Here is a 15,147-nt window from a genome sequence, read left to right as displayed (position 1 = left end):
CATCCCCCAGTCCCCCCGTCCCCCCATCTCCCATCTCCCATCTCCAACCTCCCATCTCCAACCTCCCCTATGATTCGGCTGCGTCAAGTCAACTGGACACCTTATTTATTTCTGGCACCTGCATTGCTAGTGTTGGGTGTAACGGTCTTTCTACCTGCGTTGCAGGCTTTTTATCTGAGCTTTACCAATTACGATCCGATCGCGGGTACGGCAAATTGGCAAGGTTGGACTAATTTCGAGCGACTGTTTAAAGATGAGGTGTTTTGGCAGACAATTAGGAACACGGTGGTTTACCTCTGTGGGGTCGTACCAATTTTGACGATCGCACCACTACTATTGGCAATTTTAGTCAACCAAAAGCTCAAAGGGATGAGTTTTTTTCGGGCGGCTTACTATGTCCCGGTCATTATTTCGATGGTAGTTGCGGGGATTGCCTGGAAGTTTATTTATGCTGAGAATGGTTTGCTCAACCAGATCTTGGCAGTAATTGGAATTCCGGCAATTCCCTGGCTGACTAGTCCCATTTTGACTTTATTTAGTGTGATGGTGGTGACAATTTGGAAAGGATTGGGTTATTATATGACGATTTATTTGGCAGGGTTGCAATCGATTCCGGCAGACTTATACGAAGCGGCAGCAATTGATGGTTCCGATCGTTATACGAAGCATTGGGATATTACGATTCCGTTGATGCGTCCGTATTTACTGTTGGTAGCTGTCATTAGTGCGATCTCGGCTACCAAAATATTTGAAGAAGTCTATGTGATGACTCAAGGCGGCCCCCGTAATAGTTCTAAAACTGTTGTTTATTACTTATATCAACAAGGTTTCGGTTCTAACAATCCCGACCTTAGCTATGCCTGTACGATCGGCTTAGTCTTATTTTTGATAGTTTTTGGACTATCTCTTATCAATCTTAAACTCTCTCAAAATAATGTTAACTTACCCTAAAAATACATCTGTAAATAAACGCAAATGTTCGTTACATAATTGTGGCACAATCGACTATCAAACTGCATGGATTTGGCAAAAATCGCTCCAAAAAGAACGGACGATCGATCCGGAACGAGCTGATGCGTTAGTAATCCTGGAACATCCACCTGTATATACACTGGGCACTGACGCTAGTTTGGATTTTGTCAAGTTCGACCATTTGCAAACCGAATATGAATTGTATCGCGTCGAGCGGGGTGGCGAAGTTACCTATCATTGTCCGGGTCAAATCATCGTCTATCCGATTCTCAATCTGCGCTATTACAAACAAGATTTGCACTGGTATTTAAGACAGCTAGAAGAAGTTGTGCTGCGAGTTTTAGTATTAAATAATCTCGCAGGTGAAAGAATTGACGGCTTAACAGGTGTTTGGCTCGAAGGTCGGAAAGTTGCCGCGATCGGAATTAAAGTTAGTAGGTGGGTGACCATGCACGGTTTTGCCCTCAATGTCTGTCCCGATTTAAGTGGCTTCGATCGCATCGTTCCTTGTGGAATTGCCGATCGATCTGTGGGTAGTATGGCGGAGTTTATCCCGAATATTAATCCCATATTAGTTCGCAAGCAAATTATTGAGGTATTTAGCGAGGTGTTTGGGCTGGAAATGTCGGATGGGCGGGAAGATTTGAGTAGTAGTCTCGATCGAGCTTGAGTGTTCAGTCTGTAACCGCCCTGAAATGAATTTCGGGCTAATAGCAAAAGTTCACTGAAGTGAACTGAAGATTTTTCTTCTAATGTATTAAGCCACCCTGAGGGGGACTGGGAGACTGGGGAGGGTCGCCACCTGGAGATGAATTCCCTTCTCTTGCGGCTCAAGTTCACTGAAGTGGACTGTCAGATTCTTTAGTCCACTTCAGTGGAATTGAGCTATTAGCCCGAAATTCATTTCAGGGCGGGTGATGAATGTAGCAAACATTCTTAACCCGTTGGCAGAGCCTCTCCGCTAGGAGAAACTTGCGTTCTGTATATCCTAAAACCTCAAGCTTAATCCCCAAAGCCGCCGCCACCGGGGGTTTCAATGACGAATACATCTCCTGGTTCCATGTAGATTTGGGCTTTACTGCCCAGGATTTCGATCGTACCATCGTGACGTTCGATCGAATTATGCCCGATTTTGCCTGGTGCGCCGCCTTGTAAACCGAAGGGGGCGATCGCTCGATGTCCCGATAAAATGGCTGCTGTCATGGGTTCGCGGAACTGAATCTTGCGAATTACGCCGTTACCGCCCCGAAATTTGCCCGCGCCGCCGCTGTCGGGACGAATGGCAAATTTAGCTACCAACACGGGAAACCGCCATTCTAATACTTCTGGATCGGTCGATCGAGAGTTGGTCATGTGTGTTTGAACGGCATCGGTACCGTTAAAATTATTACCAGCACCAGAGCCGCCACAGATTGTCTCGTAATATTGGTACAGATCGTTGCCAAAGGTGAAGTTATTCATCGTGCCTTGGGCGGCTGAGAGTACCCCTAGCGCGCCGTAGAGGGCGTTGGCGATCGCTTGGGATGTTTCGACATTTCCGGCGACTACGGCGGCTGGATAGCGCGGATCGAGCAGGCTGCCAGCCGGAATGATTATTTCTAGCGGTTCGAGACAGCCAGCATTGAGGGGAATATCGTCATCGATTAGCGTCCGAAACACATAGAGGACGACGGCTTTACAGATGGCGAGGGGGGCGTTTAAGTTGGTTGGCTGTTGGGGTGAAGTACCTGTAAAGTCGATGCGGGCAGAACGCTGGATTCGATCGATGGTAATGTTAACGCAGATTTGGGTGCCATCGTCCATGATGTAGGTATAGCAGCCGTCTTGCAATACTGAAATCGCCCGTCGTACCGATTCGGCGGCATTATTCCGAACGTGCTGCATGTATGTTTGGACGGTTGCTAATCCATAATGTGCGATCGTTCGGTGTAATTCTCGCACGCCGCGCTCGTTGGCGGCGATTTGCGCTTGGAGATCGGCTAAATTTTGGGCGGGATTGCGGACGGGATAATTGCCAGATCCTAATATTTCGAGGAGTTCTGACTCGCGAAAATGTCCGCGATCGACTAGTTTGAAGTTATCTAATAAAATGCCTTCTTCGTCGATGTGGGTGCTATTGGGGGGCATCGAACCGGGGCTAATTCCCCCGATATCGGCATGGTGTCCCCGCGAGGCGACGTAGAATAACGGGGATGTCGAATCGGCGATAAAAATGGGCGTAATTACGGTGATATCGGGTAAATGCGTCCCGCCGTTGTAGGGATTATTCGAGATGTATATATCTCCTGGCGATATCGAATTGCCTGCGGCGGTAATTAAACTGGTAATACTTTCGCTCATCGAACCCAAATGCACGGGAATATGGGGTGCATTGGCGACTAATTGCCCAGATCGGTCGAATAACGCGCAGGAGAAATCTAGGCGTTCTTTAATATTGACCGAATAACTGGTATTTTGCAGGACGATGCCCATTTCTTCGGCGATCGCGCGTACCAGATTATTAAATATTTCGAGGAGAACCGGATCGGGCTTAAATACTGGCTGTGAGTCGGTTTGACTCGATTGAGGTGCGGCTTGCCCCGCATCCCGATGTAAAATCAGACAGTTATTGCGAGTAAGTTCGGCACTCCAGCCAGGTTCGATAACATTAGTACCAGTCGGCTCGACAATTAAGGCAGAACCGATAATTACATCGCCTGGTTGGAGATGTGCGCGTTGATAAACGGGGGTTTGATGCCAGTTGTCATGAGTATATACCGGAACGGTTGCGACAGGCAGACATGGGGTAGTTCGGTGTGTTGTTAGCACTGGTTCAGCGATCGCATTAGCATGTCCAATCGCTTCTACAGAGACAGATTCAACGATTAAAACCTTCTCTGACATTGTAAAACTATACCGTTGCAGGTATGCCCGATCGAACCGCGATCGCATCTGCTCCAGAGTGCCAAATTCGATCGTTAAAGTCGAATCGGTACCTTCATAACGCAGATGCGCTTTACATAATACTTCTAGGCGATCTGCGATCGTTCCTTGGGCGATGATTTCCGATCGCGATTCGATCGTTAATACGGCTAAAATTCGCTCTAAATTCGGTAGCGTCTCCTCGGTTAAAGGTGCTTCTACCGCGCGCTCTTTCAGCACCCGCACATCTGCTAACCCGATGCCATAAGCCGATAATACCCCTGCATAAGGATGGATAAAAATTTGACTCATCCCCAGTGATTCGGCGATCGCACAAGCATGTTGCCCCCCCGCGCCGCCAAAACAGCACAGTGTATACTCGCTCGTATCATAGCCGCGCTGTACCGAAATTTTGGCGATCGCTTTTGCCATTTTATCGATCGCAATTGCCAAAAATCCAGCCGCTACTTGCTCTGAAGTCTTCGATTCGCCAGTTGCATTATTAATTTCCGTCGTCAATTGGGCAAACTTAGAGCGGACGATTTCCAAATCGAGCGGTAAACTGCCCTCAGCACCAAATACCTGCGGGAAAAACCCCGGCTGAATTTTCCCCACCAACACATTGCAATCAGTCACAGTTAGCGACCCACCATTACCATAACAGGCTGGCCCAGGCTGCGCTCCAGCCGACTTTGGCCCCACTCGATACCGCCAACCATCAAATTGTAAAATCGAACCGCCTCCTGCGGCGATCGTGTGAATCGACATCATCGGCGCACGCAGCCGTACGCCAGCAACTTCCGTTTCTAAAGTGCGCTCGTATTCGCCATTAAAATGCGATACATCGGTAGAAGTACCACCCATATCGAAGCCGATAATTTTGGCGAATCCAGCCTGAATACTCGTCTTCACCGCGCCGACAATGCCACCCGCTGGGCCAGATAAAATGCTATCTTTACCTTGAAATAAGCGCGCATCAGTTAAGCCGCCATCAGATTTCATGAATTCTAACTTCGTCGCATCGCCCCCCATTCCAGCTAATGCAGCAGCCACGCCATCGACATAACGACGTAAAATCGGCGATAAATAAGCATCCACAACCGTTGTATCGCCGCGACTGACAAGCTTCATCAGCGGACTGACTTGATGAGATACCGAAATTTGGCTAAATCCCACTCGCTGGGCAATTTCGGCGACTTTCAGTTCGTGTGCGGGGTAGCGATAGCCATGCATCAACACGATCGCACAAGCCCGAATCCCATCATTATAGGCGGCTTGCAGAGCCTGTACCAGTCGAATCTCTTCTGTTGACTCGATCGGGATTAATACTTCTCCTTGCGCGCTATGGCGTTCTTGGACTTCGATAACGCGATCGTACAGCATCTCTGGTAAGACAATTTGACGCGCAAAAATATCGGGACGATTTTGGTAGCCAATCCGCAAAGCATCCCCAAATCCTTGAGTAATTAATAGCACAGTGCGATCGCCCTGACGCTCTAATAGGGCATTTGTCGCCACCGTCGTACCCATTTTCACAATTTCGAGCGCACCTGTCGGAATTGGCTCATGCGGTGCCAATCCTAAAATATCGCGGATGCCCTGAATTACCGCATCGCGATATCGTTCTGGTTGCTCGGAGAGTAACTTATAAATTACCACCCATTGCGAATTGGGCAATGCCACAACCTGAAATCGATCGGGCACCAGAGCCAACCGCTGGGCGATTTCGGCATCATCGGTGACTGCCACTACATCTGTAAATGTCCCCCCGCGATCGGCAAATACTTTCAACATCTTGGGTTCCTCTGGCTAAAATTGTTGGCATCTAAGTAAATTTAGATTGAGCCAGATTTAGATTTTTATGACTTTAGAGGCTTGCAATTTAATAATATACATATCTGTAGGTTGGGTTGCGGATGCAATCGCGCTGAGGAAACCTCAGCGTGCGTTGCACCAAGCAGAGCCTCGAAACCCAACTCTTTAGGGATGTTGGGCTTCGAGGCTCAACCCAACCTACATAAGTTATTTAATCTGCCGTAGGCACAACTTCTCTATCTCTTTCAAATTCCAATCCAGCAACGCCTAAATATTTTCTACCTGCAACTGTTGTCGATCGGTTAAAGTCATGGCAATGCCTTTCTCATAATAAGCCGCCTCATTAATAAAGATCGGGAAAACGGTAGTTTTGCCAGCGTAAGGAATCGTCTCGCCAGTAAAAGTCATAAACATGGGGTCGCCAGGATTTAGCGGCTGATAATCTTGAAACTGAAGTTGCGGATGAATCATTGCTTGTAATGCTCCGGTCGAACTGCGCGGATAATCGACAGATAATAGCGTCTGATATACAGTCAAATTAGTAGGAACTGGTAGCGGTTTGCCCTGATTTACCGCATCGATATAATCTAAACAGGCACTAACTAACAGCTCAGTTTTCTGGAACAGATCGGCATTGAGAATTCCCTGCGCCACTGCGCCAACCTCGATCGTACAACCCAGTGGTGCAATCGATCGCAGCATCGGATCGGAGCCATTACAGTTCGCCCCATAACAAACGCGCACATCAGGATGCAGTTCGCTTAAATAAGCAGCCAATTGTAAATTAAATGGATGTCTGCTCGATGGTAAAATTGTTAACCCCATATTAGATGTAGAACTATGCAGATCGATGATGAGATCGACATTAGTTAATTGAGCTGCAATTTCTTTAGCACGCTTTTCTTCATAACCAGTCAACTCTAAATTTGCTAAGTCTCCATCATCGAAACTCCGATTTAAATCTCGATCGATATAACGTCGATTTGCCGTTACTGCTTGGGGATTGGCAATTAAAGTCACACACTCAAAACTATCCCGCTGTATTAACTCTGGAAATCGATCGAACTTATCGACTAGATAAACTCCAGTTAACTCATTACCATGCGTACCACCCACAATCGCCACCCGTCTTATCGATCCCGTTTGCATAAATCAACCTCTGCGATCGCTATTAATTAATATATATTCAGACTTAGTAACTGTTGACAACATCCTAGCCGAGGTTTCTCAAGAAATAAATACCCAATTTCTCTGTCATACTCAATGTAAAAAATATAAGACTAACCTTATGGATGCGCTCAAAGCTATCGGTGCGATCGAACTTTACCATTTACGGTACTTCATTGTGGTGGCTGAAGAATTGAACATCAATCGCGCTGCTGAAAAATTGCAGATGGCGCAACCACCTTTAAGCCAACAAATTCAAATGCTCGAAAAAAGGCTAGATGTCAAGCTATTCGATCGCAAAAATAACCGGATTCTACAGCTTACTCAAGCCGGAGCGACATTTTTAGTAGAAGCTCGATCTATGCTGGCAAATTTAGAACGTGCAGCCATTAAAACCCAACAAATCGATCGCGGTAAAATTGGTCATTTAACGATCGGCTTTACCAGCGCGATGATGAATGGTGTTTTACCAAATATTTTACTAAATTTCAGACATAAATATCCAGAGATCGAGCTAATTCTTAAAGAAGAAAACAGTTTTTTCCACCTTCAAAAACTGCGCGATCGCACGATCGATACTATCTTTACTTATCGAGAATCAGGATTAGAAAAAGAGCGAGATTTAGCAGAGCTAATATTATGTCAAGAATCACTCATGGCAATATTACCCGAACGGCATCCACTCGCCAGCAAACTAACACTAACGATTTCCGACCTCAAAAATGAAGAATTCATTATGCCCGATCGCGCGATCGTACCTGGTTTATCAGCCCAGATTTATAAGTTATGTCTGCAAGCAGAATTCACACCAAAAGTCGCCCAATCAGCAATCTTTATGGTCACAATTCTCGGACTGGTTGCTGGCGGAATTGGCATTAGCATTCTGCCATCTAGCGTTCGCAATCTCCACCGCACCGGAGTAGTTTATCGTCCGATTCGAGGAGAAATAGCTACCAGTCAATTAACGATCGTCTGGCGATGTCACGAGTCATCAAAAATATTAGAGCAATTTCTCGAAATTGCTCAAGCAACAGCAATGAATTAGGCTTTAGGCTTTAGGCTTTAGGGAAAATTATATTCACTATTCACTATTCACACTTCTCCTTGCGGAGACGCTACGCTATGGCTGTCGCTCAGTGCAAGCTATCCACTATCCACTATTCACTAAAAAAACTAATAACTCTGTTTCAATCCAAAATCTAAAATGATTATCTCATACCACCCAATCGCTCGATCGGCCAAAATCGGAAGCAAGCATGACCGATAACATTATCCTTGGGTAAGAAACCCCAGACATGGGAATCGTTACTATTATTCCGATTATCGCCCATGACAAAGAGTTCATCTGGCGGTACGACCATCGGTGACATGCCATAATTAGGTGCTTGGGCGATGTATGATTCGGTGAGTAACTCTTTATCTACATATACCCGACCATCTTTCACTTCGATCGTATCACCCGGTAAGCCGATGACCCGTTTGATAAACGCTTGCTCCTCTAGGTAGCCTTGCTCCTGCAACTGCGGTGGCGGTGCAAACACCACAATATCGCCATGTTTGGGTAGATGAGTATAGTATGAGAGCTTTTCGACAATCAATCGATCGCCAATCTCTAAAGTGGGTAACATTGATTCTGAGGGAATATAGCGCGGTTCGGCAATAAATGTCCGAATGAAAATCGCCAATCCTACCGCTACAACTGCGATTGTCATATTCTCGCCCCATTTTTGCCACCATTGCACCAGTAAAGGCTGCGGTGCTGTCGTTTCTGGATTAGATTGCTCTGGTGGATTTGTCTTCATGAATGAGGTGATAAAGGCAAGCTGAAAGTATTGCTACTATACCAATCCTAAATCATTTACGCGGTGAAGATCGGCAAAGGTAGCTAGATCGATCGATGACGACTCCCTTTGTGGGTGAGAAATATCTAGTATTCTGGGATGGCTAAATTGTCAGAGATTAGACTAACTATTTCATCTTAATTTCATCTCATCCAGCTAAGATCGGAGTAAAGTCAAAATTATTATTACTTAGATTTGTCATGAATCCTCAAATTAAATTACTCACATGGATCGCAGTAGCAACGGGAACGATTGGTTTTGGTTCCTTGGCAATTGCTCACTTAACAACTCCTAATAGATCGAATTCAACAGTTGCTCAAAACTCTGATGGCATGAATCATAGCGGCATGAAGATGGGGGGTATGATGAATCATAATATGGATGTTGGGCCTGCTGGTGCTAATTACGACTTGCGGTTTATCGATAGTATGGTTCCTCATCATCAGGGTGCGCTGGTAATGGCTCAGGAAGTATTGCAAAAATCCAAACGTCCCGAACTGATTAAACTTGCGAAAGGCATGATTACCGAGCAGAAAAAAGAAATCGCCCAGATGCAACAGTGGCGCAGACAATGGTATCCCAAAGCATCGGCAACACCAATAATGTGGCACACAGAAATGAACCATGAAATGGCAATGACACCACAACATAAACAGTCAATGATGATGAGTATGTCGTTAGGCAAAGCCGATGCCCAGTTCGATAAAAGATTTCTCGATGCGATGATTCCCCATCATCAAGGTGCCGTGACAATGGGCAAAGATTCATTACAAAAATCTACCCGTCCAGAAATGCAAAAACTCGCTCAGGGTATTATTACGTCCCAACAGTCAGAAATCGAGATGATGACTCAATGGCGAAAAAAATGGTATGTAAGTAATTAGTAATAGTTTATTAGAGTTTATTTTTCCACTCAACCATCGAACCTTGAGCGGTGCTGTAGTTGGGTGCGTCTTTGGGTACCATTCTGGCAGTATCGATCGCGAGTTGCCAATGTTGTTTATCGGCATAGCCTTGAGAGATTTGATAAATTTCTTCAGACCACAATTCGATCGATTGCTGGATTTCTTTGGTGGCTTCTGGTGTAGTGATGGGGATTTTGCGGGCGGCTAAAATTGCCTGATAGCGGGAAGTTGCATCCCCTGGCTTGACAAATAACCTTGCTTGTTGTAGGCTCGGCGAACTCTCGATCGATGAAGCGATCGGTGTTGGTACGGTACCACTAACCTCACCAGGGACGGGTTTAACGATCGACCGATCTGTTGTATCCGCAGACGGTTGGCGATTAAACATATAAATGCCCAATCCAGCAGCCAAAATCGTCACCATTAGCGTGCTGACTTTCATCCAATTGGGCGTACCCTTGCGGCGGGGTTGGGGCTGAAGTTTTCTAATAATTGCCCCCGTCCCGATTTGTTCGGGCGTGACGGCGAGAATACTTGGAGTTGGCGGTTGATAGGGTGCGTAGGTATCTTGGTTAAATTGCGGCTTAGGTGGCGGTGAATAGACGACTTCTGGTACTGCTGCTGAAGAAATCGACGATTGAGTTGTTGTTGAAAATACCGGACGATATTCAGACACTCCAGTCGGAATCACCGAGATTGGCGTTTGGAGAGGTTTCCAGTGGTGTTCGCTCAGTTCTGCCAAGCGAGTTGTCAGATAGGTGTCGATCGTCTCTAGATTGAGATCGGGGTGATAGTTGAGCGTTTCGAGTAGTGCTGTGGTAAATAATCCATGCCCTAATCCTGCATCTTCATGCGAAAATTCATGGCTTTGACAAGACAGGAAAGTGGGTACCTGATAATCTTGAGCGAATTTAGCAGTAGCCTTGCCAATCCCGCCACCGACCGAGAGATGCTGCGATCGATTAGCATCGAGGAAGACTAAAGCATTCACCCCAATATCGTTAAACTGTTGGTACAATTGGCGAATTGAAATGCAAGTATTAGCGATATCTTCAACTTTGCCATCGATCGGCACCAGATAATCTTCATTGCCAAAACTTACGCCGCAGCCGCTAAAAAAAAACCACAATAAATCACCATGATGGAGGGTTTCCCAAGACAACTGTTTTAACCAGCGGTTGATATTTTCACGGGTGGGATATGTAGACTTATTGCCCGTTTCGGCAGAGGTATCGGTTAAGAGCAAACATTGTTGTGGATTCCAGCCTGCTGCATCTACAAAAAACTCTTCGATCGCAGTCGCATCGGCCGTTCCATAGCTCAGAGGGGGTAAAAACTGATACTGGTTAATCCCGATCGAAATACATGCCTGGTTTGCCATTTAAAGTTCGATGATTAGTAAACTAAATTGGTGTGGACTAAGGGTGAATATTCGATTTTGTTTGACATTGAGGCAGTCAGACTCAAACTCGTTCGCGTAGCGTCCCCGAAGGAGAATCGCTAACTTGCGCGTCACACGAGCTTTGAGAATTTTGGGAATGTTTTACAGTCACAGTAGAGCTATGTTAATATTACCGCAACAATCGACATCTAGCAGCAGGCCGATTGTAATTTTTCTGAATTAGATCGGTTCTGCTAATGCGGCGACATCTAGTAAAAATATCGATGGTCGATCGGGTAAATCGATCGATAGTGCGCTCACACAGTAAATCTTGCTCTGTTGGCGATAAATATCTGGTAGGGGTTTAAATGCCGAAAGCTGAATCGATTGGATACTCGGCGGCGAATCGATCGGTAGTCCGATTAATCGCTCTGGTTCGGGCTGTAGAATTAGTAAATATCTCACATGAGCAGCGGCAAGTTCGACAGTCGCCGTACCTTCGTCTAAAGTGGGCGCAAGTACTGGTTCGCTCTTCCCAAAAATTCGTTGTCCGACATCGATAACGACTAGTTCTCGACCTTGATAAGTTGTCAGACTCACTCCTGTCTGGTTGGGATCTCCATATAATCTTTGACCGAGCCGTTCGCCTGGAGCATCGAGTGTAGTAACTTTACGGACGAGATCGAGCGAAAGTGCAAAAGTTTCCGCACGCAGTTTAAATGTAATCAATCGCTGGGTAGCTTCGGTTTTCTGCGCCGCCAATCGTCGCGATCTCAATGGAGAATAAATTGCCATAAATGCCTACTGTCAACTTCTCTTTCTATAGTTCCACTTTTGAATAGGAAAGTTGACACGAGGAGATGGGAGTTCGGAGATAGAAGATGGGAGATGGGAGTTGGAACTACGTTCCAAGTTTTCTCTCCCATCTCTTATGTCTTATATAGCCGCCATATCGGTTAGGACACAAACCCGACTTTTTCAAAAAGTCGGGTTTGTAGCTAGCACTATCTTACTGTCCTAATCGCCTTGGCGGTTGCTATATCTCCCAACTCCCAACTCCCAACTCCCATCTGTTTTATCTCCCATCTCCCAACTCCCATCTCCCATCTCCTCCAATGCCTAATTGCTGCTTAGAACGAGACAGAACCGTGCGTAATGCTTCGATTTGCTCGTAGGCGGCTTGGGGGGAGAGTTTTCCGCCTGTTTCGAGGGCGACGATGAGACTAACTTGGTGCGAGAATTCTTGAAGATTGGCGTTAAAGGCTAGATTTGCGGGTGTAAACTTACCCCAATAGCGATCGAGCGGACAAAGGACATCAAGTTGACTCATGCTACATCTCCTGGGTAAGTGCAAGGTATTAACGCAAGTTGCCAGTCATAACCAAGGTTAAAGATTTGGGTATTAGGTATTGGGTATTAGCGATGGGATCGAACCTTGCTTGGTGAAACACTCTGGCGAGAGGGAACCTCCGCGCGATCCGATCCGCAAAACCTAATAGCTAAAACCTAACGCCCCTCCCACTAAAAACCCATAACTAGCAACTTGGGTTACTCGTTCGATCGCAAAAGTTGTCGATGTGTGACAGGAAAGGCTCCGTTAAAGAGACGATCGTCACAGCGATTCTGCTAGCTCCTGCTAATGTTAGTTTTTACATCTATTAACCCAAGCCATCCGGAAACTTCTCATAATTGAGCCAAAAAGATTTTCCCTAGGTAACTATTTACCAAATGTCGCTTTTGGGATCTCTGTGGGGAAAGATAAGTAAGACATGCACTGATGTCAATCTTTCGATATTGCGACTTGCTGCGGCGATACCTAACTCTAAGGGCTAGCCAATGCCACGATCGTGACTCGATATTGATATTTTCTTGCCTTTGCACAATTCGAGTCCACTAAGCTATGAGTTCGAGCCATGAATCAGGGTTCTAGCAGCGTTGCTGAAACAGAAAGAATACTAAACCCCATTAAGTTATTAGAACAGTTAGCTACTTCCCAGGCTAAAGGTTGTTTGCGGATTGTTGCCAACGAGATTACCTGGTTGTTGTACTTTCATGAAGGCAAATTATTTTATGCCAATCATTCGCTCGAACCAGTCGAGCGATTAGAACAACATCTGCGCCGACTCAGCCCGGTTGTGTTAGCCAATCAGGTCTACACCGAGCTGCGGGAACAGTTAAAGGAAGCTAACTTAGAGGCGACTTATCCCAGTCTCGACTATCAGGCAATTCGCTGGTTGATCGCCCAAGGGCATATTACCGAGCAAACTGCTGCGACTCTGGTTAAAAGTGTTACCAAAGAGGTATTGCAATCTTATTTGCTAATTACTCATGGTAAGAGCGAGTTGGTATCGCGAGATACGGCGTTTCCGATTTGGTGGAGTGGTAATTTCTTGTTTGTGACTAAGGAGTGTCAAACAGAGTTACAAGCTTGGCAGGCGTTACAGCCAGCCATTCTCTCGCCTTATCAGCGTCCTTACCTGATGAATGTCGAGCATCCATTATTAACGCCAGATGTCAAGGCAAAATTAAGTAAAATTTTGATTGGCTTTAGCTTCCGTCAATTATCTTTGCTGCTCAAGCAAGAAGAACTGACTGTTGCCAATAACTTGCATCGGTTGATTAATAACCGGATCGTGGGCTTGCGTCCGCCGCAACCGCCGTTCGATCGATTGCATAAACTTTATAGTAATGGCTCCGATAACGATCGATTTAACGAGAAAACACAGACCATTACCGAAACCCTCAATGCGGTATCGGATAAAGCAGGTAGTGATTCGACTAGCGAAGATTTAGCCGATCGCACTACTTACAAAATTGCTTGTGTCGATGATAGCCCGACAATTTTACGGGAAATCAATCGCTTTTTAGATGGCGATAGTTTCAAGGTGTTTCCGATCGTCGATTCGGGAACGGCATTGATGAAAATTATCCGGATCAATCCTGACATTATCTTATTAGATGTTGGAATGCCGACGATCGATGGCTATAAACTATGTTCGATGCTGCGAAAGCACCCAGCATTTAAGAAAACGCCGATCGTCATGGTCACGGGCAATACGGGCATTATCGATCGGGCTAAAGCTAAAATGGCTGGCTCTACTGATTATATGACTAAACCTTTTACTCAAGCTGGATTGATTGAAATGGTATCGAGACATTTAATGGAAGATCGTTAATTTAGTGGAAAGTGGAAAGCGCGAGAACAGTAGTTTTCTCAATTAGTGCCAATTACTTACTATCGATCGACTATCTTGCTGAAACTTACGGTTCTAGATTGGTTAAAACATCTACTATTTTAGATTTATGCTGGCACGATCGGCAAATATCATTAGCATGAAAGTAGTTATAATTTTCGCATTATTACATTATTACTAAATCATATATTTAGGAGGAATTACCCAAATGGTTAAGATTCTAGTTGTTGAGGACACGCCGTCAGAAATGCAACTGATGACTCTTTATCTTAAAGATAATGGTTATCAGGTTGTCTCGGCTAACAATGCTAAAGATGGCTTGAGCATGGTGACTAAAGAAAAGCCAGATATCGTGATTACCGATGTGGTGATGGAAGGTATGAATGGTTTTGAATTTTGTCGGACATTGAAAAAAAATCCCGATACTGAAAATATTCCCGTGATTGCCTGTACGTCTCGCAGTCAAGATCTCGATAAGTTGTGGGGTAAGAAGCAAGGTGTGGATGTTTATGTCACCAAACCTTATTCGCAAGCCGATATTATCGATGCGGTTAAGTCTGTTTCTAATTCTAATTAGATTTAGTTCGTTGAATCTTGCGTTTGGTTGAGGTGCTGCGGAGATCTTTACCCCACACCAACCCTCCCCTTATAAAGGGGAGGGAGCCGGATCGAAAGCCTTCCTTCATAAGCTACCGCGTACCGACAAGTCGGCTGTTGCTCCGTTTCCAGATCTAGATCCCCCCTAACCCCCCTTCAAAAGCGGCTCGCTATGGGCGGGGTTCCCCCGCACATAAAAGCGAGACAAGACAGGGGGGAACCGGATCCGGAAGTCCCCCGCTTGGTGCGCTTCACTGTCGGGGAACAAAGGACGGTGCGCGCATCCGCTTTTGAAGGGGGATTATGCGAGACAGCGACGCATACGACAAAGGAGGTTCCCTCCCAGTTGTGTGCGTCAAGACAAGACAGCGGCG

At 45.8% G+C, this 15,147-nt stretch carries 12 protein-coding genes; 6 read left to right on the top strand and 6 right to left on the bottom strand.

What is annotated here, in order from left to right:
• Positions 1-69: 69 nt before the first annotated feature.
• Positions 70-951: a carbohydrate ABC transporter permease gene (locus tag Q0R35_RS10620; RefSeq protein WP_295617377.1), complete on the top strand. Its 882-nt coding sequence runs from the start codon at positions 70-72 to the stop codon at positions 949-951.
• Positions 935-1,642 carry a lipoyl(octanoyl) transferase LipB gene (gene lipB / locus Q0R35_RS10615; protein ID WP_295617370.1) on the top strand — a complete coding sequence of 236 codons (708 nt, stop codon included), beginning with the start codon at positions 935-937 and terminating at the stop codon, positions 1,640-1,642. The genes Q0R35_RS10620 and lipB overlap by 17 nt, the downstream gene beginning before the upstream one ends.
• 332 nt (positions 1,643-1,974) lie before the next feature.
• Here lipB and Q0R35_RS10610 read toward each other — a convergent pair whose 3' ends face one another.
• Positions 1,975-5,667 carry a hydantoinase B/oxoprolinase family protein gene (locus Q0R35_RS10610; RefSeq protein ID WP_295617367.1) on the bottom strand — a complete coding sequence of 1,231 codons (3,693 nt, stop codon included), beginning with the start codon at positions 5,665-5,667 and terminating at the stop codon, positions 1,975-1,977.
• Between the two features lie 288 nt (positions 5,668-5,955).
• Positions 5,956-6,837 carry an aspartoacylase gene (locus Q0R35_RS10605; protein WP_295617364.1) on the bottom strand — a complete coding sequence of 294 codons (882 nt, stop codon included), beginning with the start codon at positions 6,835-6,837 and terminating at the stop codon, positions 5,956-5,958.
• A 139-nt stretch (positions 6,838-6,976) separates the two neighbouring features.
• On the opposite strand from Q0R35_RS10605, the gene Q0R35_RS10600 reads away from it, so the two are divergent.
• Positions 6,977-7,900: a LysR family transcriptional regulator gene (locus Q0R35_RS10600; RefSeq protein WP_295617362.1), complete on the top strand. Its 924-nt coding sequence runs from the start codon at positions 6,977-6,979 to the stop codon at positions 7,898-7,900.
• A gap of 163 nt (positions 7,901-8,063) precedes the next feature.
• Here the strand turns inward: Q0R35_RS10600 and lepB are convergent, their stop codons facing one another.
• Entirely contained in the window at positions 8,064-8,657 is a 594-nt protein-coding gene (gene lepB / locus Q0R35_RS10595) for a signal peptidase I (protein ID WP_366944866.1), read from the bottom strand.
• 239 nt (positions 8,658-8,896) lie between these two features.
• Between lepB and Q0R35_RS10590 the strand changes: the two genes are divergently transcribed.
• The gene (locus Q0R35_RS10590) at positions 8,897-9,580 is read left to right on the top strand and encodes a DUF305 domain-containing protein (RefSeq protein ID WP_295617358.1); all 684 of its coding nucleotides are present in this window, start codon (positions 8,897-8,899) and stop codon (positions 9,578-9,580) included.
• Positions 9,581-9,590: 10 nt separating this feature from the next.
• On the opposite strand, the gene Q0R35_RS10585 is transcribed toward Q0R35_RS10590, so the two are convergent.
• The 3 genes from Q0R35_RS10585 to Q0R35_RS10575 form a co-directional block, all read right to left on the bottom strand.
• Complete coding sequence (locus tag Q0R35_RS10585; protein WP_295617355.1) at positions 9,591-10,982, bottom strand: caspase family protein; 1,392 nt, start codon at positions 10,980-10,982, stop codon at positions 9,591-9,593.
• 240 nt (positions 10,983-11,222) lie between these two features.
• Positions 11,223-11,777 (bottom strand): chemotaxis protein CheW, encoded by a 555-nt coding sequence (locus tag Q0R35_RS10580; RefSeq protein ID WP_295617352.1) that lies wholly within the window; start codon positions 11,775-11,777, stop codon positions 11,223-11,225.
• Positions 11,778-12,057: 280 nt separating this feature from the next.
• Positions 12,058-12,312: a hypothetical protein gene (locus tag Q0R35_RS10575; RefSeq protein WP_295617349.1), complete on the bottom strand. Its 255-nt coding sequence runs from the start codon at positions 12,310-12,312 to the stop codon at positions 12,058-12,060.
• Between the two features lie 583 nt (positions 12,313-12,895).
• On the opposite strand from Q0R35_RS10575, the gene Q0R35_RS10570 reads away from it, so the two are divergent.
• Positions 12,896-14,158, top strand: coding sequence for a response regulator (locus Q0R35_RS10570; RefSeq protein ID WP_295617346.1), 1,263 nt, complete (start codon positions 12,896-12,898; stop codon positions 14,156-14,158).
• A 226-nt stretch (positions 14,159-14,384) separates the two neighbouring features.
• On the top strand, positions 14,385-14,753 hold the full coding sequence (locus tag Q0R35_RS10565) for a response regulator (protein WP_295617343.1): 369 nt from the start codon (positions 14,385-14,387) through the stop codon (positions 14,751-14,753).
• Positions 14,754-15,147: the final 394 nt, after the last annotated feature.

The organism is Chamaesiphon sp. GL140_3_metabinner_50, from assembly GCF_025361915.1.
In the GTDB taxonomy this organism is placed as follows: Bacteria; Cyanobacteriota; Cyanobacteriia; order Cyanobacteriales; family Chamaesiphonaceae; genus Chamaesiphon.
The sequence above is the reverse complement of the archived record's forward strand: the minus strand, read 5'-3'. Positions and strand labels throughout refer to the sequence as shown.